The sequence below is a fragment of the Vibrio sp. HM8-C genome, from assembly GCF_058630515.1.
Genome location: NZ_JBMMKS010000005.1, coordinates 106,985 through 124,724, shown reverse-complemented (window position 1 = coordinate 124,724; position 17,740 = coordinate 106,985). Strand labels below are relative to the sequence as shown.

Genomic DNA, 17,740 nt, shown 5'->3' with positions numbered 1-17,740 from the left:
ATCCGGATAGCCTCCATGAGCCTACTTGAAAACCTCTCCATTATCATGGCACTGATCTTAATCAGTTGTTTTTTTTCGATGTCAGAAATCTCATTGGCTGCAGCGCGCAAAATTCGCCTGCGCCAACTCGCAGATGATGGAGATCACCGAGCCACTTTGGTCCTTGGGCTGCAAACGCACCCAGGTAACTTTTTCACAGTTGTGCAAATTGGCTTAAACGCCGTTGCTATCATGGGCGGTATCGTCGGCGAATCAGCGTTTACTCCCCACATCGCCGCCATACTGAACAATTGGGTTCCAGCAACGTGGCTCGCACAGACCAGCTTTGTACTCTCTTTTATCTTGGTCACTAGTCTATTTATTTTGCTTGCCGACCTGATGCCTAAACGTATCGCCATGGCCATGCCAGAAACCATTGCTTTGATCCTAGTAAAGCCGCTATTGGTGTGCATTTTAATTCTCAAACCCATCGTATTCGTGTTTAACGGAATGGCTACGCTGATTTTTCGATTGTTACACATCCCCGCAGAGCGTAATGACGACATTACCAGTGATGATATTTACGCGGTGATGAATGCGGGTGCAGAAGCTGGAGTGCTCGATACCAACGAGCAACAAATGATGGAAAGCGTATTTCAGATGCAATCCATACCGGTCACCTCAGCCATGACTCCGCGCGATAATATCGCTTTTCTCTCACTTGGCGACGATGAAACCATGCTAAAACGTAAAATCGCCGATAACCCTCATCACAAATTTCTTGTTTGCGATGGGCAACTCGATGCGATCAAGGGCTTTGTCAATTCAACGGAGCTGCTGATTCGGCTCATTAACGAGCAGACTTTGGATTTAAAAAGCAGCAGTGTGGTACAAACCTGCCCGATCATCCCTGATACGTTAAGCTTATCCGAAGCATTGGAGTACTTTAAAACCAACCGCGTCGACTTCTCTGTAGTAATGAACGAATACGCATTAGTGCTTGGCGTAGTGACGTTTAATGATTTACAAAGCGCAGTAATGGGCAGTTGGGTATTGGCCGAAGGTGAAGAGCAAATTGTAGCTCGTGATGAAAATTCTTGGCTGATCGATGGCGTAACGCCTATCACCGATGTAATACGCACGCTACAAATTGACGAATTGCCACATTCACAAAACTACGAAACCATCGCTGGCTTCATGATGTTTATGCTGAAAAAAATCCCGCGTCGCACTGACTCAATCGTCTTCTCTGGCTACAAATTTGAGGTCGTCGATATCGATGACTACAAAGTAGACCAATTGCTGGTCACTCGAGTGGAAAATAGAGATAGCGATAAGTAACGAATACTGGAGCACAGGCTTTTCAATGGTAAGAAAAGCCTGTATCAGTACTTTATCAGGCTGTTTCCTCAAGAAAACTCAAGACAGCAAATACTATCTGACTGTCTTGGGGCAGATAACTCAATCCAATTTATCAAAGTTGCTTAGCATTTCCTGTGTTGATATCTGATTAGCCATACGTCCACGATTCAAACTTATTGGATCACTTTAGGTGCTTTTCAAGGAATGCAGAAACCTTGTCCATAGCCATACTTACTGCTTCAGGATGGTCATACAGTTCATAGTGAGACCAATTTTCTAGATTAACCAGTTGTCGGTCTTGTGATTGAACAGAGCGACCATAAATTTCTTGTCCATCACGATAAGCACCAAACGCCCCTACCTTTTGGCCAACCACAGCCATAACAGGCTGAGTTAGTAACGTTTCGGCAAACGCAAAGGCATCCCAACTCAATGTTTTCTGTGCATGTGAAAACAACATACGAGTCGCTCCACCTTCGGTTTGTCCACGTGGCGTTTTATAGTATTCAGTCGCTTCAAAAACATCTCGCTCTGTTAATCCATTTTCTTTTGCAAATTCAACACTTGGAGGCAGAAGTTCATTGATTTGCAATTCTGAGCCACGCGCTTCGGCGGTACGCTGTACAGCCATAGCTTCAAGATTGGCGATAGGGTCGTACATGCTAAAACCTTCACGGAATAGGCGACCTAAGTTGACTGGCGTAATACCTACGACAACTTTCAAGCGTTTTTCGGTTAGAGCTGAATTGATGATGTAACCACCACCGCCACAGATACCGAGACCGCCAATTCGATTCTCATCGACATAAGGTAAAGTCACTGCATAGTCGATAACGCGACTGATATCTTCTACACGTTGACTTGGATCTTCAACGTAACGAGGCAATCCCCCCGACTCTCCCTGAAAGCTAGCATCAAACGCGATCACGACATATCCTAACTCAGCTAGAGCCTTACCATAGACAGCGCTGGATGTTTGTTCTTTACAACTACCAAAAGGATGAACACTTATCATTGTTGGGTAGCGTTTTGATTCATTAAAACCTTCTGGGAATATAACTAATGCAGAAATATCCCAAACCATATCAGCATTTCTGAAAGTGATTTTTTGCGTGTTCATAATCCATACCTTGAGAGTAAAAAGCCTTGAGAGTAGAAAGGCTCAAGCAATCGAGCCTTTCATTGGGAATATTAAAGAGAGCGTTGGAAGAAAGATGAAAGTTGAGATACAGCGTCATCGACGTATTCTGCAACATCATATAGCGACATGTGGTTCGCACCATCGATGACATATAAGGTTTTGTCGGCACTCGCTGCACGACCCAATAGGTCGTCACTCATCCACTTACTACCTGCGTCACTACCAACGACAGCAAGAATTGGTTGAGTCAAAAATGCTTCCGCTTTGTGGTATGCATCGTACGTAATGATTTGGCTTAAGTTACGAGTTAAAGCAAAACCCGGAGCATTTGGATGTTCACAACGTGGCGTGTGGTAATACTCCCATGCCTCTCGCAATTCTGCGTTTGGTGCATCTTCTTCACGAATAGGAGCTAATGGAATGATTGCGTATTCAGACCCAATAGCATCTGTTGTACGTGCATTCGAACCAAACTCTAAGTAACCGACTGCGTCAGAATCGTTAACCGAATTGTCCCAACCATTACGGAACATTTGTCCAATATTTACTGCACTAACCATACCTAGAGCCTTAATGCGACGGTCATTAATGGCTGCATTTGCACTATAGCCAGCACCTGCACAAATACCCATCGCACCAATTTTGTCATTGTGGACATAAGCCAGAGTGGTTAGGTAGTCAACGACCGCACTAACATCTTCCGTGCTCGTATAAGGATTTTCCATCTGACGAGGCTCACCCGTGCTTTCACCTTGGTATGAGCGGTCGAACGCTACAGTGATTAGACCGTTTTCAGCCAGTTTTTTTGCATACAAACCCGCTGTTTGTTCTTTCACACCGCCACCTGGGTGCGAAACAACAACGGCTGCATACTGTTTAGTTGCATCAAAATCTTTAGGGAAGTTAATAACCGCAGAAATCTCGATACCTTGACCATTTAAATTTTTGAAAGTGACTTTAGACATAGCGACATTCTCCATTAGAGGTTAACTGTTCATCTCAGGCTGACCTAAGCTTCGAGGTAATATTAGTCAACACACTGTTTCGGATAAATATCGATTTACCTACATGACTGTTTAGTTATACTTAACAAATGCGAATAGAACCTTCTTTACTTTCATCACTGACATGGTTTGCACATATTGCTCGCCATCGCAGTTTCACTAAAGCGGCCTCAGAAATGGGGATAACCCGTGCTGCCTTATCACAGCACCTGAAAGCGTTAGAACAACAACTACAAGTACGTTTAATCAATCGTACAACCAGAAATATGTCGTTGACTGACGAGGGGCAGCGTCTGCTTGATATTTTGCAGCCTTCATTGATGAGTATTGAGCAAGTCGTTAATGAACTGAACGAATCTCATATCGAGCCTTCAGGATTAATTCGAATTAGTGTATCGAGAACCGCTGCTCGGTTGCTTATTGAGCCTCACCTAGGTGAATTCCTAACTCGTTATCCTAAAATACGTTTAGAGCTAATTATGGATGATGGGTTTTCTAACATTGTTGCTGACGGTGTTGATGCCGGTATTCGGTTAGGAATAAGTTTGGATGAACACATGGTTGCTGTTCCGATTACTCCACCATTAACAACTGCAATCGTTGGCTCTCCAGATTATTTCAAAAGAAATGGCATTCCGGAGAAACCAGAGGATCTAGAAACACACAACTGCCTTGCTTACCGTTTTACCTCGAGCGGAACAATAGATCATTGGTCACTGACTTCTCCCGATGTCGAGAAGCACACCGTAGTCTTCGAGCCAAAAGGTAATGCTGTGTTCAACGATGACCATAGCATGTTACAGGCAGCAATACAGGGTGTAGGTTTAGTGAAACATATTGATTTGTGGGTGGAAAAACACATTAACGAAGGTAGGCTAACCCGAATTCTCACACCTTGGTGTAAATCGTTTCCAGGGTTTTACTTATATATCCCTTCTAGGGAACATATGCCTAAAAAAATCCGCGTGCTAATGGATTTTTTAGTCGAAAAGCGCGAACTTCTTAAACCAAAATAGTAGTTATCCAATAGTTTTTAATAGAGAAAAGCTCTGTAGCTAATTAAACGAAATACCAGTAACCTGCCTCACTTCAGAGCAAAAACAAATTAGCAAAACATATCTAAATCGAAGATGGTCATAGCTACTTTTGGCTCCAAATACAGCCCACATTCAGAATGTTAACCGCATTTATACTAATTCAATCGCAAGTCACTAACGTTATTCGACATTAACGCTGCAAACGCTCAATCAACTGCTGTTGGTAATCAGCAAGTTTAGAACTAGAAACCGATTGAAAAGCTAATGGTTTCAAAAAAGTCATCCCTGCGTGCAATGCACTTGCCTTCATTGGTGTAAAGACATCTTCTAGAGCCACACCGATTCTTCCTGATTCACCATACGTTGAACTGCCGCCTGCAGCAGTAGTAACAAGGAGCATTTCTTTGCCTTGCCACAATCCAGGTCCCACACTACCCCAGACATCATTCATATAAGCTTTCATCATCGGCGTAATATTGAACCAGTGTGTAGGAAACATAAAAACAATACGGTCATGCGCCCTTGTTAGTTCCTTTTCTTTCGGTGCATCGATCGCTCTTGTATCAAAGCCATAAAGCGTTTCCAAGTTTCTTACGGTTACCCCTTCAACACTTTCAGCAGCTTGTTGCAAACCTTTTGTCATCACTGAGCGTTCTGGATATGGGTGAGAAACTATCACTAGAGTTTTAATGTTTGTCTTGGGTGCTTCGGCGGCATTAGCCATATTTGTCAAAGCAATAAACAGTATCTGTATTGTGACAAGTAGAGTAGATAATTTTGAAAAGCTTAATTTTATACCCATATGGATACACCTATTATTTAGCCAGTTAAAACAACTCATCACCGCTCTAGTCAGTGATGAGTTTTTGTTTATTTAAATGATAAGTTATTGACCTGATGTATATTGCTCGTCAGTAACTTTCTCTTTCCAAATTACGTTTTTGCCATCTTTTGACGCAGTAACAACAAGATGTGTCATTGGAGCTTCAGGTGTAGCACCATGCCAATGGTCGATACCTGGTGGGCACCAAACGCTTTCATTCTCTGCAAATCGGATAACTTTGCCATCTCTTGTACCCGTCAAAGCGACGCCAGATGTTACGATCATATGCTGACCCGCCGGATGCGTATGCCAAGCTGTTCTCGCGCCTTTGTCAAATGTGACGTAGGCAGCGCTGTAGTTAGCCACTTCATTCTCTGGAAACAACATGTCCACTTTGACATGTCCAGTGAACAGATTTTCAGGACCAACAAATGAATTAAGATCTTTTGCTCGGTAAACCTGTTGCTCAGCTGACGTGCTGTCAGAAGCAACTGCGCTAGAAACAAACGAAGATAAAGAAATAACGCCAGATAGCATTATTAAAGCCAAGTTATTGTTCATAATATCTCCTTATTATTTATTTAATACGGTATTTAATACTTGCTGAGCATTATCAGCCACTTCCTGACCAACTTGCGTTGACAAAATCGAAATAAATTCATTTAGCTCACTTACAGAAACATTATTGTTCATGCTGATATTGTAATGAGAAGCTAATTGGCTGTTGACACCGTTTATATTTGCCAACGTTGCTATTGTTGCAATTTCACGTAGTTTCCACGAAAGAACATCACGTTGAAAAATATCGCCAAACAAGTGTGACTTTAGGTATTCATCAATTTGAGGAGAGAAATCAAATAAAGCACCTTTAACTTCAACACCAATCAATTTTGTTTGATTATCTTTACCAAATTCTAAACTGGTTCTGTCTGTTGGTAGGGGTGATGGTTCTGCGCCTACAACATCTTTGATGCCTTTACTTTCACGTTCTTGAACCACTTGCATAAATGCTGATAACGCATTCAAACTACGAGGAAAGCCTGCATAGGCATATAACTGACCTAAAATCTCTTTCGTTTCATTTATAGTTAGACCAGCTTCCAGGCCATCGGCTAGACTCACTTTTAGCTTGTCTATATCACCACTAGCGGCAAAGGCAGCGATAGGAATAATAGCTTTTTCTTTCTGTGTGAAACTGTCGGCTGCGACAGTTAAATGGCTTGCAAGTAGTAGTGATGTTCCCAAAACAAATACAGATAATTTCTTAATAACAATGTTCAAACTGAGCATATGATTCTCCCTATACCAATAACTATCAAATCACGACATACTTGCGTGATTTAATTAATCTACAATGAAAAGCAGATACTCTATTGCCTAGAAAAATCTAATTATTGCCTAATCTTCCCATCTTAAATGACAAATATATTTCAGAATCATATAAAAACAGTAATTTACAAAGTGATACAAATAATACAACCAATAATCATTGACTAAATAAAAAATATTCACTTTAACAATCCAGATATTTAGATTGTCTTTTATATTTAAATTATTATTTCCTTAGATTTTAAGGTACACCACCCCCTAAAACAAAGACAAGATTGGACAACGATTGAGGAAGATTAGGCATTACTGGCTGTTATCGAGAGATTTAAAATATTCATACTCGTCATAAGCTTTGTACTCGACACCAATCGCTATACTTTAACGCTTGCAATTAGAGTCTTCAGTTCCTTTAACGAGTCTTCTTTAATCCAAGTTTTGGGGATACCTCGTTGCAATATACATCTCATCGATTTTCATTCGTAAGCACCGCGCTGTCTTTGATGGTGACATACGTAACATCAGCAGTTCCTATTCCATTGTATGGTGTTTATCAGGCACAAGATGCCATTACCTATTTCCAACTATCACTCAGCTCAGTTGTTTATTTTATTGGCGCTGTAGCTGCGCTAGTTTTATTTGGTCGCCTATCCAACTACATGGGGCGAAAACCAGTAGCAGTGTTGTCATTGTTGCTAGCAGCACTTTCAACGCTGTTCTTTCTCAACCTTCATAGCGCTACACCCTTGCTTTTGGGGCGACTCTCTCAGGGGCTTGCTTGTGGACTAGCCTCTACCGCGTTGACTTCTTGGTTAGTTGATCATTCACACTCGGTTCGATCTTGGATCGCGCCAGCGATTATTAGCTGTGGACCGATGACAGGGTTAACTTTTGGTGGTGTGGGTTCGGGAATTCTATTCGAGTACGCGCCTTACCCACGTCAAATTGGATTCGTAATTGCGTTATTGCTAAATCTAATCTGTTTATTTCTCATTATTAGAAGCAAAGAAACGATGTCCGTTCGTTCTGGTGCTCTTGCTTCTATTAAGCCTAATTTTGAGATACCGCTTTCAGCTCGCAAGGCATTTCCTGTTGCAGCATGTACCTTTGTTTGTACTTGGGCACTAGGCGGATTCTTCCAAGCTTTTGGACCAGCAATGGCGCGTGAACAACTTCATTCGCAAAGCGCGGTTGCAGCGGCGTTTGTATTTGCATCCATAATGGCACCAAGTTCAATTGGAGCTTCAATTGCAGGAAAAATGACAAGCACACAAGCACAACGTACTGGGATGCTGGCTTTCAGTCTGTTTGTTGGCTGTATATTGCTCTCATTGCATTTAGGTCTTTTAACTGCGTTTCTTTTGGCAAGTATTTTTGCAGGAATTGCTCAGGGGCTTGTTTTAACAGGAAGTATTGGAACAATGGTTACTGGTTTGAAGGCTGAGGAAAGAGCTAATGTCTTTTCCGTTATCTATGCTTCATCATACGTTGGCGCAGCAATTCCAACACTAATCGCGGGAAGATTGTCCAATCATTTAGACCTTCTACAAATTGCCTACGGGTACGGTATGTTGGCTTTGTGTGGTTCTGTTGTTGTTTTAGTTAAGTACTTACGTTCTACCCAAAAAACTGCTGTTGAATAACACTTTCTTATTTTTTCTTATTTATGCCGCTTTCTATACAACAGAACGATTGAATGGCTCCCATAAAAAAACCACCGTGCCAATGGTGGTTTTTTTGTTCGTTTGCTTTACTCGACAGATTCAATGGTCACTTTCATTGAGCCATTAGATGTAAATCTATCCAAGCCACCATCTAACTTACCTAAGTTAATAAGACCCGACGCATAGCCAAAATTCTTGTAGAAAATGACCAAGTTACCCCAAGGAGCGTAATAGGAAATGTCCCCCGCTTTAGAACTCACACCAGTAGGAGCACCTTCACGAGTAAGCTTGCTTGGTAAGTAAGCAATCTTTTCAGTGCTTGCGTAATCTTCAAGGTCAAAAGTTAAAGGCAATTGCGCAATAAAATCTCTTGTACTTGGGCTGTCATTCAGTGTCGCCGTAACAGTTCGATCGTCAAACACAAAACGAATCTTCATCGTTCTTTCTCCGATATTTTCTCCGCCGTTAGCGGGTATGGTATTGGCAAAGCTATGTGAACTCGACATGACTGACAACACCATTGATAAAGCAGTTATAGGCTTTGCCCAGATTGTTCTCTTCATCATGTCACACACTCCATTTGGTATTATTTGTCACCTAATACACTTGCCATGCGTTTCAGCCCTTCAATAAGGAGCGATCTCGGGCAAGCCATATTGAGTCGAATGTATCCATCACCCGATTCACCGTAAACGGTACCTTGGTTAATCATCAACGCGCCTTCTTTCAGCAGCATTTCACCAATTTTAACTGATGGAATATCCAGTTTTCTGCAATCAATCCAAGCTAAGTACGTCGCTTCTTGCTGGATTACGCTAAGTTTTGGTAATTGATGCTGAACAAACTCAACCACGGCGAGATAGTTTTCATATAGATAGTGGTTTAATTCGTTTAGCCACTCTTCTCCTTGGTTATAAGCTGCGACTAATGCAGCTACACCAAACGGGTTGACGTCACAGACTTCGTGAATGTTAAGAGCACGATCAACTTTTTGTTTTAGCTCTTTATTTGCGGTAACAATATTAGCAATCTGCAGTCCAGCAATATTAAAAGACTTACTTGGTGAATGTGTCGTTACTGTATTCATCAAAAACTCATCACCTAAAGCGGCAAAAGGTTGATGATTATTGCCCGGAAACATTAGATCACAATGGATTTCATCACTAATAACTTTGACCCCGTGTTTAAAGCAAATCTCGCCTATTCTAACCAGTTCTTGCTTTGTCCAAGCTCGACCAACGGGGTTATGTGGATTACACAGTATCATTACTGTCACATCCGACCTTGAAGCCTTGTTCTCTAAATCTTCAAAATCTACTTGATAGTGCCCATCACAGTTCACCAAAGGGTTCTCAACCAACTGGCATCCCATATTTCGAATGGAACTGAAGAAACAGTTGTAGACTGGCGTTTGAACGATGACTCCATCGCCGGGATTGGTAAGAGCTTTGAGAATGGCAGAAATAGCAGGGACAACACCCGATGTATAGAGTATCCAGTCTCTCTCAATGTGAAAGCTGTGCTTTCTTGCAAACCAATTAATAGTGGCTTCGTAATACGCATCTGGCACCTTTGCATAACCGAAGATGCCGTGTTCCACGCGCTTTTGCAAAGCGTTAACGATGGCTGGCGCGGTGCGAAAATCCATATCCGCCACCCACATAGGTAGAATAGAAGTATTCTCTACACTATCCCATTTAACGCTGCCAGTACCTTGCCTATCTACAACTTCATCAAAATCAAATTGTTTCATTAAACACCAGCCTCAACTCCTGTCTGAATGGTGCAGCCACCCGGATTTTTGTTGTTTTTATCAAGAATAATTTCGCCGATTGAATACGCCTTAATTGAACCAGACAATGGATTTTTAACGCTAATGATGTCAGAAACTATCTCAGCTTCTAACGAAGAATACTCAAAACAAAGATCGGTTTCTTCCATCACGCAATTTTCCATAATTAGGTCTGTTGCGTAACACAACGGCTGTTCACCACGAATGGTACAGTTAACCAAACGTAAGTTTTTAGAGTGCCATCCTAAATATTCACCATCCAAAACACTATCATAAACAGTCACATTTTCTGTGCCCCAAAATGCGTCTTTAGAATCTAGATATGCATTTCTAATCGTGACATTTTTGGCATCTTGGAATGAGTAATTGCCTTGTAGTTTGAAACCATCGATCTCTACATTTTCACAATTCATGAATACGTAATCTGCGCCTCGCATCTCAACGTTCTTCATAGTGACATTGTCACAGTTCCACAAGGTTTCACCAGCATTAGGAAATCGAGTGTTCTCAATTTGTAAGTTGTTCACACGGCGGAACATCTTAGGTGCTTCTATAACGCAGTTATTCATTATTAAATTATTGGTGTACCAAATTGCCGCTCGCGCATAGACAGTAAAAATACTTTGCTCAATAACGATTTGGTTACTGTGCCAAAATGGATACTTGCCCATAAATTCACAATGCTTAACCATAATATTGTCGGTGTGTTTTAGTGCAGATTCGCCCGGATAAAAGAGTACACGATGAAGATATTTGTTTTCTTCAGCATACAAAGGTCTTTCACCTTCATAAAATCGGTCAGAGATTTTTTGATAATTACTAAATTTATCTAGATTGATTGTTAATGCAGACATAATTACACCTAGGTTTACGCAAATATAAATATTGGGGAATTACAAAGCCTAGGTGCTACGCATAGCACCTTATTTGATATCTCAATATTGCTTCATTGACGAGTGGTTCTATTGCCACTCATCTGTAATAAAAAGGTAAGGAATACTCATATTCATTGGCAGTGGATAAAAAATAGACCTTACACAAAACTTACAATTCTTTAATTATCGTAAATACGTTACTAAGCACTTGTTGGGCATTTGATGAGATTTCTTCGCCACAATGCTGGCTTAATATGCTTACGAATTCATTCAACATCGCTGGCGTTAAGCCATTGTTTAAACTGATGAAATAGTGCGATTGAAGCTGGCTATTTACACCACTTATATTTGCCAATCCAGCAATTGTGGCTAACTCACGCTGTTTCCATGTCAAAACATCACGTTCAAAAATGTCGCCGAATAGGTGAGCTTTTAAGTAGCGATCGATTTCAGGAGCAAACTCAAACAGAGGACCAGAAACAACTTGCCCTACGAGTTTTGTTTGGTTCTCTGCACCATATGTCAGGCTGTCTGTATCTTGGGATACAGGAGTTGATACTTTTCCCTCTGTATCTAAGATACCTTTCTCTTGACGTTCTTTTACAACCCCCATAAAAGCTCCCAACGCATTTAGGCTGCGAGGAAAACCTGCATAGGCATACATCTGAACGAGAATTTCTTTTATTTCATTAATAGTAAGCCCTGCATCCAATCCCTTAACCAAACTGACCTGTAGATTTTTCATGTCACCATTTGCAGCAAACGCCGCTATAGGAATGATAGCTTTCTCGGTAGTGACTAATTGGTCTTGCATAAGAGCCTCCGTATTCAGATAGTAAAATCACGCCATTGTTCGACCCGATTTATGTTTGATTGGACGGATCGTTTTGTTAAGCATAACGTTGAAGTATTTATATACTGATAATTTAACGATCACTGATAAAAAGCGTTAGCCTATTCATTTCTATTACTTGCCTATTTATCCAAACTTAATGTATCTAACCTCACATGCATGTAAAAATAGCAACTGAAAAACCATCTCAAAAACATAATGTAACCACCTGTAATATATAGAATATATATCTACAACTCGCATTAACGCATTGGTTGATCTACTTCAAATAAAGGTGACAACACTGTCAATAGCAATTTGCCTAATACTCTTTACATAATGAAAATTGCTGTTATAAATAAAAGTATTAAATGCCTCAAACACTCTTCACATTTTTCTTGGAGTTGCTATGAACGATACAGAAAATGACGCTAATTTCTCCAATAAACTGGTTAACGTATTAGAAAAATGGGTTAACGGTGCGCTTGAGTATGAAACGGCAATTCCAGGGGTCAAAATCAGCCGTTGGACACATCCCACCCCACCGACCAGTTATACTCATAAACCAAGTATTTGTTTGATTGCTCAAGGCAAAAAGCAAGTTTTGTTGGGGGAAGATAGCTATATCTACGATTCAAACCATTTCTTGATTTCATCAGTAAACTTGCCAATTACCGCCAATATTATGGAAGCAAGCGATGAACACCCTTACTTGGGTTTGATTATGGAGTTGGATCTACAAGAAATTTCTCAACTGATTGTTGAAAGTGAATTTTCGTTCCATCCGGTAAAAGATGCGCAAAAAGGTATTGCTGTTGGAACGTTATCCGAATCATTACTCGATGCATTCTATCGTTTGATGCAGCTATTGGACGAGCCTGAATCCATAAAGATTCTTGCACCAGTGATTAAACGAGAGATCTTTTATCGCTTACTCATGAGTGAACAAGGTCAACGTTTAAACCAAACAGTGACCAACGGCAGCCATAGCCATCAAATATCTAAAGCAATTGATTGGTTAAAGAACAATTTCGTTAAGCCTTTGAGCGTTGGTGATCTCGCATCTTACAGCGGTATGAGTAAGTCAGCGTTTTACACACACTTCCGATCGATGACCTCGATGACACCTTTGCAGTTTCAAAAGAAACTAAGATTAAGCGAAGCTAGACGACTAATGCTTACTGAGAATTTGGACGCCATGGCAACTACGTTCAAAGTCGGTTATGAAAGCCCTTCTCAATTTAGCCGTGAATACAGCAGACTCTTCGGAGCACCACCGTCGAAAGACATCAAAGCCCTACGCGAAGCGAATATGGCTTAAATCCAATATGTTAAAGATAAGAAAAGGCATGTATAACATGCCTTTTCGATTCTCTTCATTTCAAGCTTATGGTAAGTAAGCACCGCCACAGACTGGATTGTACGTACCAGTAATATGACCACTTTTTTCGCTTGCCAAATAGCTTACCGTATTTGCTACGTCTTCCGGTGTTGCAATTTTTTGCGTTGGCGTGAACATTCGAATTGTTTCTTTAAACTCTTCTGGAGCACCTTTCGTTGCGTCAGTTTCAACAAGACCAGGTGCAACGATGTTAGAAGTAATGCCGAATGGACCAAGCTCTTGTGCTAGGTACTTACTGAAGCTGTCTAGTGCACCTTTAGCACTGCCGTGTGCAATAAAGCTTGGTGCAGGAGCTTCTGATAAGGTACTTGAAATAAACACTAAACGTCCAAACTGTTTCGCTTTCATGCTTTCAACCGCTAACTTAGCTGTTTGATATGCTGCGTGCAGTTCGTCATTAAGTTTTTGTGCAAACTCATCCCATGACTGATCCATAAAAGATTTTGCAGTAAAGTTCATGTTTGCGTTCGAAACAAGCACATCGACACCACCATGTTCATTAGTGATAGTGTCAAACATAGCTTGGATTTGAGCATCATCACGAACATCCGCTTTAAGCGTATAAGCCTCACCACCCGCTTTTTGAATTTCCTGAGCCAACTCTTCAGCGACTGCCGTACTATTTACATAGTTAATAAAAACACGGTAACCATCAGCAGCAAGCGCCTTCGCAGTAGCTGCGCCAATACCGCGCGCGCCGCCAGTAATTAAAGCATTACGTTTTGTCATAGTATTTCTCCAAATATGAGCCAGACTTTAGAATCCGCTTTGGTCAAGAAGACCACTGTTCTATTAATTTTGTCCGTTAAGCTTACGTAAGTTGGTGATCACACTTGAAAGGTGTAGTCTACTGTTCTCCAAATCTTCCTCTGCAAGATTTTGCTGCGCATCATTAAGCACTAATGACGCAATTTTCGAGCAACTCTCGACAACATCTAATGATTTATCGGTTAACACAACCAACTTACTACGGCTATCTGTTGGCGAACGTTTTCTTTCTATCCAGCCTCGCTTTTCAAGACCATCAATTGACCTACTGACACTCGATTTTTCCAAATACAGGAGATCACAAATATGGCTTTGAGACAGTGCTCCGCTGTTTTGTAAAAGCAGAATCACGCCCCATTGCTCCGCCGTCAAATCAATACCTGCTTCTTTAAAGCGAGTAGTGAGTAAACGGTTGAACAAACGACTTGCGAGACCAGTAAGGTGTCCCAGAGATTGATGATGAGTGTAAAGAGGCATTCAACATTCCAACAAATAACATAAACTGACAATATAGTTGTATACACAACTATATTGTCATAAGTCAACTGTATTCTTTACAAATTAATTTTTATCAGACTTCCAGCAATAAAATACCCACCGCTAGCTAGTGAGTATTTTATTAAAAATTTCAGAGAGTTAATTACTTAAACACATGCATTTGTTGTCTACCAGCCTCTAGTACCTTCATGACTGTTATAGAATGTTGCAATAACTGATAACACTCACTTAAATTGTTCTGCATAAATAAACGATTGAAGTCTTTAAACTCATAGACCATGTGATTATCAACATCGTGAGCGTTAAAAATTTCTCGCTTTCCAGCGATGTTGACTTCTACAGATGGAACAACATTTGGCGTTCCAACGATGGAAACATAGCCATTAACACCCTGCACTGTAAAATGTCCCGGACTTTGCGAATCTTTAGCTCCAGTACAAATTGATACAAAATCAGGATACTGCAGTGTCATTACACCAGAAGTATCGATACCATTGTGCCCCGCATTATACGCGTAACGGATATCTGAAGGCGCCCCAAACAAGTAACAACACAAATGGATGTTGTAAATATTAATATCATACAAGGCGCCACCAGATGCACTTGGATCGAAAGCAGGATGAACTTCGCCTTCGAGGTATTTGGCATAGCGGCTCGATAGCTGGGAATAGTTCCCTTGAACCAATTTAATCGCCCCAAGATCAGCCATTACCTGCTTCATTTTTTGTACGTTTGGAGAGTGAATATTGGTAATCGCTTCAAACAAGAAAAGTTGACGAGCATGTGCAAGTTCACTTAGTTCCACTAGTTGCTGTGCGGTCGTGGTGAAAGGCTTTTCACAAATAACATGTTTGCCTGCTTCTAGAGCCAATCGTGCATAATCAAAATGCAGGTTATTTGGAATACCAATGTAGATAAAATCTATCTCTTCATCCGCCAACATTTCCTTATAGTCGGTATAAAGCTTTTTCACATTGAATTCATCACAAAGGCTTTGACCTTTTTCACGGCTCCCTTCCCGAACACAAATAGCTACCGGATGAATATCTTCTATCTGATTAATCGCATCCAGACACATTCTTACTATATTGCCAGCCCCAACAATACCAACTTGCATATCACGCACCTTCACTTAACATCAATTACAAACCTGCATAGAGACTATCACCACGTAAGCTTGAGTCAAGATAATCACTTGCATTCAATTCTATTAATGCATTAATAATAAAAAGTTTAATGCAAAAACACTTAACAACACTTACAATATCAAAACCCAAACAACCTGATTCAGTACGGTATGACACAAGACGAACGACTAATAGAACTCGAACGCCATATAAAAACACACGGTAAAGTGACTCTGGAGTTTATATGTGAGCGATTTGCTATTTCGTATGATTCTGCGCGACGAGACTTAGTGAAATTAGGAGAAGTCCCGGGAATTTTGAGGATTCGTGGCGGCGCAATCGCTAACGAAAACAAAGCAAGTCTTTCATATATCCAAAGAGATAACGCAGACCCGACTAAAGGAAAGCTTGCTTCCTATGCCGCTACTTTAGTCAAAAGTAATGACATTATGTTTTTAGATGCCGGTACGACCAATGCTTTAATCGCAAAATGTTTGGAAACTGAATCTAGTGTTATCACCAACTCATTAGAAAGTTTGAATTTTTTATCTCACAAGGCACAAATTAAGAAGTGTGTATTGGGTGGTATGTTTGATCAGTTTTCTCACGCTATCTTGGGTAGCATGACGATTGAACACATCAAAAAATATCAAGCAGATAGAGCTTTCATTGGTGTTAGTGCCCTATCCTCGTGCGGAATTACTACGGATACTGAGCTGGACGCAGAACTTAAGCTAGCAATGAGCCATCAATCAAAACAAGTAATCTGCGTCGCAACCAGCGACAAATTTAACACTCAACTTTTATATCAATCGTGCAGCTGGGAAGAGATTGATTTTCTGATTACAGACCAACAACCGCCGCAGAACATCCTCGAACAACTGCAGAAATTTGACGTGGAATTCGTCGTTTTAGATTCCTAAAGTGAAAAACAACCGCCCCTCAATGTAACATTTCAAATTGTTACATTGAGGCGACAGTTTTCAAATCAGGTGTTCATTTAGGCAGATTGGCGAACAATCAAGGAATGATGAATCAGTTTGGACGAAACCGCATTGCCATCAATTCGTTGGCTCAACATCTTCATCGCTGCTTGCCCCATTTCAAAAGTGGGTTGCTGTATGGTTGTTAACGATGGTTCAAACATGTCTGATAGCGGAATGTCATCAAAGCCTATTACTGCGACATCTTCAGGAATTTTCTTGCCCATCCTGAACGCAGCTTTCATCACCCCAATTGCTAGAGTATCTGACACTGAAAAAATAGCAGTTGGCGGAGTCGGTAGCGTCATTAAACGCCTTGCAGCAAGTTCACCTAAAGGATAATCAATTCCGCCCATCGACTGAACATAGCCATCTTCAATGCTTAAACCTGCACTTTCCATCGCACTGATATAACCCTCTAATCTTTGCTGAGCATAGATGTATCGTTCATCTGAATTGACCAATGCAATTCGCTTATGTCCTTTGGAAACTAGGTATAAGACGGCATCTTTCGCTGCCTGCTTGTGATCAATACTCACATAAGCGACTTCGGAGTTGGGAACATATTCAGAACATGCAACCCATGGCAGTTCAACAATTCGACTTGGAAGATTTAGCTGTGCAGTCATCGGGTCAAGACTAATAACACCCGCCACTTGTTTTTGCTCAAGCATATCTAAGTACTTTAGCTCAACCCAACTATCTCCTTGCGTGTTAGTCAATAAAACCGAATAGTTGTGTTCACGTGCCGCTGCCTCAATACCTTTCACAATACCGCTATAAAATGGGTTCTCTATGTTAGGTACTAAAACCATTATCAGCTTAGAGCTGTTCATCTTGGGTACCGGATTATTTTCTGGGAGCTGATATCCCAAGGCTTCGACAGCTTTCTTAACTTTATCTCTCGTCTGAGGACGAATGGACGGGTTCTCATTTAGAACTCGTGACACTGTCGCTGTTGACACACCAGCATACTTAGCAACATCTGCAACAGATGGACGCATAAACCCTTACAACCTCATCTCTTTAACTTATGAAACGAATGTAACACGAAATGTATTACCTCACTATTTTTTCATATTCAAAGCAATGATTTCTTTTTCAAAGCAGCTGTGATCTTAATCTCA

18 protein-coding genes are annotated in these 17,740 nt (G+C 40.9%); 5 read left to right on the top strand and 13 right to left on the bottom strand.

The window, feature by feature from the left end:
* Positions 1–15: 15 nt before the first annotated feature.
* Complete coding sequence (gene paeA / locus ACOSVQ_RS08220) at positions 16–1,320, top strand: polyamine export protein PaeA (protein WP_491982061.1); 1,305 nt, start codon at positions 16–18, stop codon at positions 1,318–1,320.
* A gap of 202 nt (positions 1,321–1,522) precedes the next feature.
* Here the strand turns inward: paeA and ACOSVQ_RS08215 are convergent, their stop codons facing one another.
* On the bottom strand, positions 1,523–2,461 hold the full coding sequence (locus ACOSVQ_RS08215) for an alpha/beta hydrolase (protein WP_491982060.1): 939 nt from the start codon (positions 2,459–2,461) through the stop codon (positions 1,523–1,525).
* 71 nt (positions 2,462–2,532) lie between these two features.
* Entirely contained in the window at positions 2,533–3,447 is a 915-nt protein-coding gene (locus tag ACOSVQ_RS08210; protein ID WP_491982059.1) for an alpha/beta hydrolase, read from the bottom strand.
* Between the two features lie 128 nt (positions 3,448–3,575).
* Between ACOSVQ_RS08210 and ACOSVQ_RS08205 the strand changes: the two genes are divergently transcribed.
* The gene (locus tag ACOSVQ_RS08205; RefSeq protein ID WP_491982058.1) at positions 3,576–4,502 is read left to right on the top strand and encodes a LysR family transcriptional regulator; all 927 of its coding nucleotides are present in this window, start codon (positions 3,576–3,578) and stop codon (positions 4,500–4,502) included.
* Positions 4,503–4,713: 211 nt separating this feature from the next.
* Here ACOSVQ_RS08205 and ACOSVQ_RS08200 read toward each other — a convergent pair whose 3' ends face one another.
* The 3 genes from ACOSVQ_RS08200 to ACOSVQ_RS08190 all read right to left on the bottom strand — a co-directional run bounded on the left by ACOSVQ_RS08200 (position 4,714) and on the right by ACOSVQ_RS08190 (position 6,636).
* Complete coding sequence (locus ACOSVQ_RS08200; RefSeq protein WP_491982057.1) at positions 4,714–5,325, bottom strand: NAD(P)H-dependent oxidoreductase; 612 nt, start codon at positions 5,323–5,325, stop codon at positions 4,714–4,716.
* Between the two features lie 84 nt (positions 5,326–5,409).
* Complete coding sequence (locus tag ACOSVQ_RS08195) at positions 5,410–5,907, bottom strand: (R)-mandelonitrile lyase (protein WP_491982056.1); 498 nt, start codon at positions 5,905–5,907, stop codon at positions 5,410–5,412.
* Positions 5,908–5,919: 12 nt separating this feature from the next.
* On the bottom strand, positions 5,920–6,636 hold the full coding sequence (locus ACOSVQ_RS08190) for a carboxymuconolactone decarboxylase family protein (RefSeq protein ID WP_491982055.1): 717 nt from the start codon (positions 6,634–6,636) through the stop codon (positions 5,920–5,922).
* A 488-nt stretch (positions 6,637–7,124) separates the two neighbouring features.
* Here ACOSVQ_RS08190 and ACOSVQ_RS08185 point away from each other — a divergent pair, with 488 nt between their 5' ends.
* Entirely contained in the window at positions 7,125–8,315 is a 1,191-nt protein-coding gene (locus ACOSVQ_RS08185) for an MFS transporter (RefSeq protein WP_491982054.1), read from the top strand.
* A 107-nt stretch (positions 8,316–8,422) separates the two neighbouring features.
* Here ACOSVQ_RS08185 and ACOSVQ_RS08180 read toward each other — a convergent pair whose 3' ends face one another.
* The 4 genes from ACOSVQ_RS08180 to ACOSVQ_RS08165 form a co-directional block, all read right to left on the bottom strand.
* The gene (locus tag ACOSVQ_RS08180) at positions 8,423–8,902 is read right to left on the bottom strand and encodes a cyclophilin-like fold protein (protein ID WP_491982053.1); all 480 of its coding nucleotides are present in this window, start codon (positions 8,900–8,902) and stop codon (positions 8,423–8,425) included.
* Between the two features lie 20 nt (positions 8,903–8,922).
* Entirely contained in the window at positions 8,923–10,089 is a 1,167-nt protein-coding gene (locus ACOSVQ_RS08175) for a MalY/PatB family protein (protein WP_491982052.1), read from the bottom strand.
* Positions 10,089–10,982, bottom strand: coding sequence for a DUF3737 family protein (locus ACOSVQ_RS08170; protein ID WP_491982051.1), 894 nt, complete (start codon positions 10,980–10,982; stop codon positions 10,089–10,091). The genes ACOSVQ_RS08175 and ACOSVQ_RS08170 overlap by 1 nt, the downstream gene beginning before the upstream one ends.
* A gap of 190 nt (positions 10,983–11,172) precedes the next feature.
* On the bottom strand, positions 11,173–11,817 hold the full coding sequence (locus ACOSVQ_RS08165) for a carboxymuconolactone decarboxylase family protein (protein ID WP_491982050.1): 645 nt from the start codon (positions 11,815–11,817) through the stop codon (positions 11,173–11,175).
* Positions 11,818–12,244: 427 nt separating this feature from the next.
* Between ACOSVQ_RS08165 and ACOSVQ_RS08160 the strand changes: the two genes are divergently transcribed.
* Entirely contained in the window at positions 12,245–13,156 is a 912-nt protein-coding gene (locus tag ACOSVQ_RS08160) for an AraC family transcriptional regulator (RefSeq protein ID WP_491982049.1), read from the top strand.
* Positions 13,157–13,222: 66 nt separating this feature from the next.
* Here ACOSVQ_RS08160 and ACOSVQ_RS08155 read toward each other — a convergent pair whose 3' ends face one another.
* From ACOSVQ_RS08155 to ACOSVQ_RS08145, 3 genes are all read right to left on the bottom strand, one after another.
* Positions 13,223–13,966 carry an SDR family NAD(P)-dependent oxidoreductase gene (locus ACOSVQ_RS08155; RefSeq protein ID WP_491982048.1) on the bottom strand — a complete coding sequence of 248 codons (744 nt, stop codon included), beginning with the start codon at positions 13,964–13,966 and terminating at the stop codon, positions 13,223–13,225.
* 63 nt (positions 13,967–14,029) lie between these two features.
* Entirely contained in the window at positions 14,030–14,482 is a 453-nt protein-coding gene (locus ACOSVQ_RS08150; protein ID WP_165313688.1) for a MarR family winged helix-turn-helix transcriptional regulator, read from the bottom strand.
* A 163-nt stretch (positions 14,483–14,645) separates the two neighbouring features.
* Positions 14,646–15,620 carry a Gfo/Idh/MocA family protein gene (locus ACOSVQ_RS08145; protein ID WP_491982047.1) on the bottom strand — a complete coding sequence of 325 codons (975 nt, stop codon included), beginning with the start codon at positions 15,618–15,620 and terminating at the stop codon, positions 14,646–14,648.
* A 180-nt stretch (positions 15,621–15,800) separates the two neighbouring features.
* Between ACOSVQ_RS08145 and ACOSVQ_RS08140 the strand changes: the two genes are divergently transcribed.
* Positions 15,801–16,553, top strand: a complete 753-nt coding sequence (locus tag ACOSVQ_RS08140) for a DeoR/GlpR family DNA-binding transcription regulator (RefSeq protein WP_491982046.1) — start codon at positions 15,801–15,803, stop codon at positions 16,551–16,553.
* A gap of 77 nt (positions 16,554–16,630) precedes the next feature.
* On the opposite strand, the gene ACOSVQ_RS08135 is transcribed toward ACOSVQ_RS08140, so the two are convergent.
* On the bottom strand, positions 16,631–17,617 hold the full coding sequence (locus ACOSVQ_RS08135) for a LacI family DNA-binding transcriptional regulator (RefSeq protein ID WP_165313685.1): 987 nt from the start codon (positions 17,615–17,617) through the stop codon (positions 16,631–16,633).
* Positions 17,618–17,740 lie beyond the last annotated feature (123 nt).

Coding starts and splice junctions, on each gene's coding strand:
- paeA (WP_491982061.1), top strand. CDS start 16: ATGAGCCTACTTGAAAACCTCTCCATTATCATGGCACTGATCTTAATC.
- ACOSVQ_RS08215 (WP_491982060.1), bottom strand. CDS start 2,461: ATGAACACGCAAAAAATCACTTTCAGAAATGCTGATATGGTTTGGGAT.
- ACOSVQ_RS08210 (WP_491982059.1), bottom strand. CDS start 3,447: ATGTCTAAAGTCACTTTCAAAAATTTAAATGGTCAAGGTATCGAGATT.
- ACOSVQ_RS08205 (WP_491982058.1), top strand. CDS start 3,576: ATGCGAATAGAACCTTCTTTACTTTCATCACTGACATGGTTTGCACAT.
- ACOSVQ_RS08200 (WP_491982057.1), bottom strand. CDS start 5,325: ATGGGTATAAAATTAAGCTTTTCAAAATTATCTACTCTACTTGTCACA.
- ACOSVQ_RS08195 (WP_491982056.1), bottom strand. CDS start 5,907: ATGAACAATAACTTGGCTTTAATAATGCTATCTGGCGTTATTTCTTTA.
- ACOSVQ_RS08190 (WP_491982055.1), bottom strand. CDS start 6,636: ATGCTCAGTTTGAACATTGTTATTAAGAAATTATCTGTATTTGTTTTG.
- ACOSVQ_RS08180 (WP_491982053.1), bottom strand. CDS start 8,902: ATGATGAAGAGAACAATCTGGGCAAAGCCTATAACTGCTTTATCAATG.
- ACOSVQ_RS08175 (WP_491982052.1), bottom strand. CDS start 10,089: ATGAAACAATTTGATTTTGATGAAGTTGTAGATAGGCAAGGTACTGGC.
- ACOSVQ_RS08170 (WP_491982051.1), bottom strand. CDS start 10,982: ATGTCTGCATTAACAATCAATCTAGATAAATTTAGTAATTATCAAAAA.
- ACOSVQ_RS08165 (WP_491982050.1), bottom strand. CDS start 11,817: ATGCAAGACCAATTAGTCACTACCGAGAAAGCTATCATTCCTATAGCG.
- ACOSVQ_RS08160 (WP_491982049.1), top strand. CDS start 12,245: ATGAACGATACAGAAAATGACGCTAATTTCTCCAATAAACTGGTTAAC.
- ACOSVQ_RS08155 (WP_491982048.1), bottom strand. CDS start 13,966: ATGACAAAACGTAATGCTTTAATTACTGGCGGCGCGCGCGGTATTGGC.
- ACOSVQ_RS08150 (WP_165313688.1), bottom strand. CDS start 14,482: ATGCCTCTTTACACTCATCATCAATCTCTGGGACACCTTACTGGTCTC.
- ACOSVQ_RS08145 (WP_491982047.1), bottom strand. CDS start 15,620: ATGCAAGTTGGTATTGTTGGGGCTGGCAATATAGTAAGAATGTGTCTG.
- ACOSVQ_RS08140 (WP_491982046.1), top strand. CDS start 15,801: ATGACACAAGACGAACGACTAATAGAACTCGAACGCCATATAAAAACA.
- ACOSVQ_RS08135 (WP_165313685.1), bottom strand. CDS start 17,617: ATGCGTCCATCTGTTGCAGATGTTGCTAAGTATGCTGGTGTGTCAACA.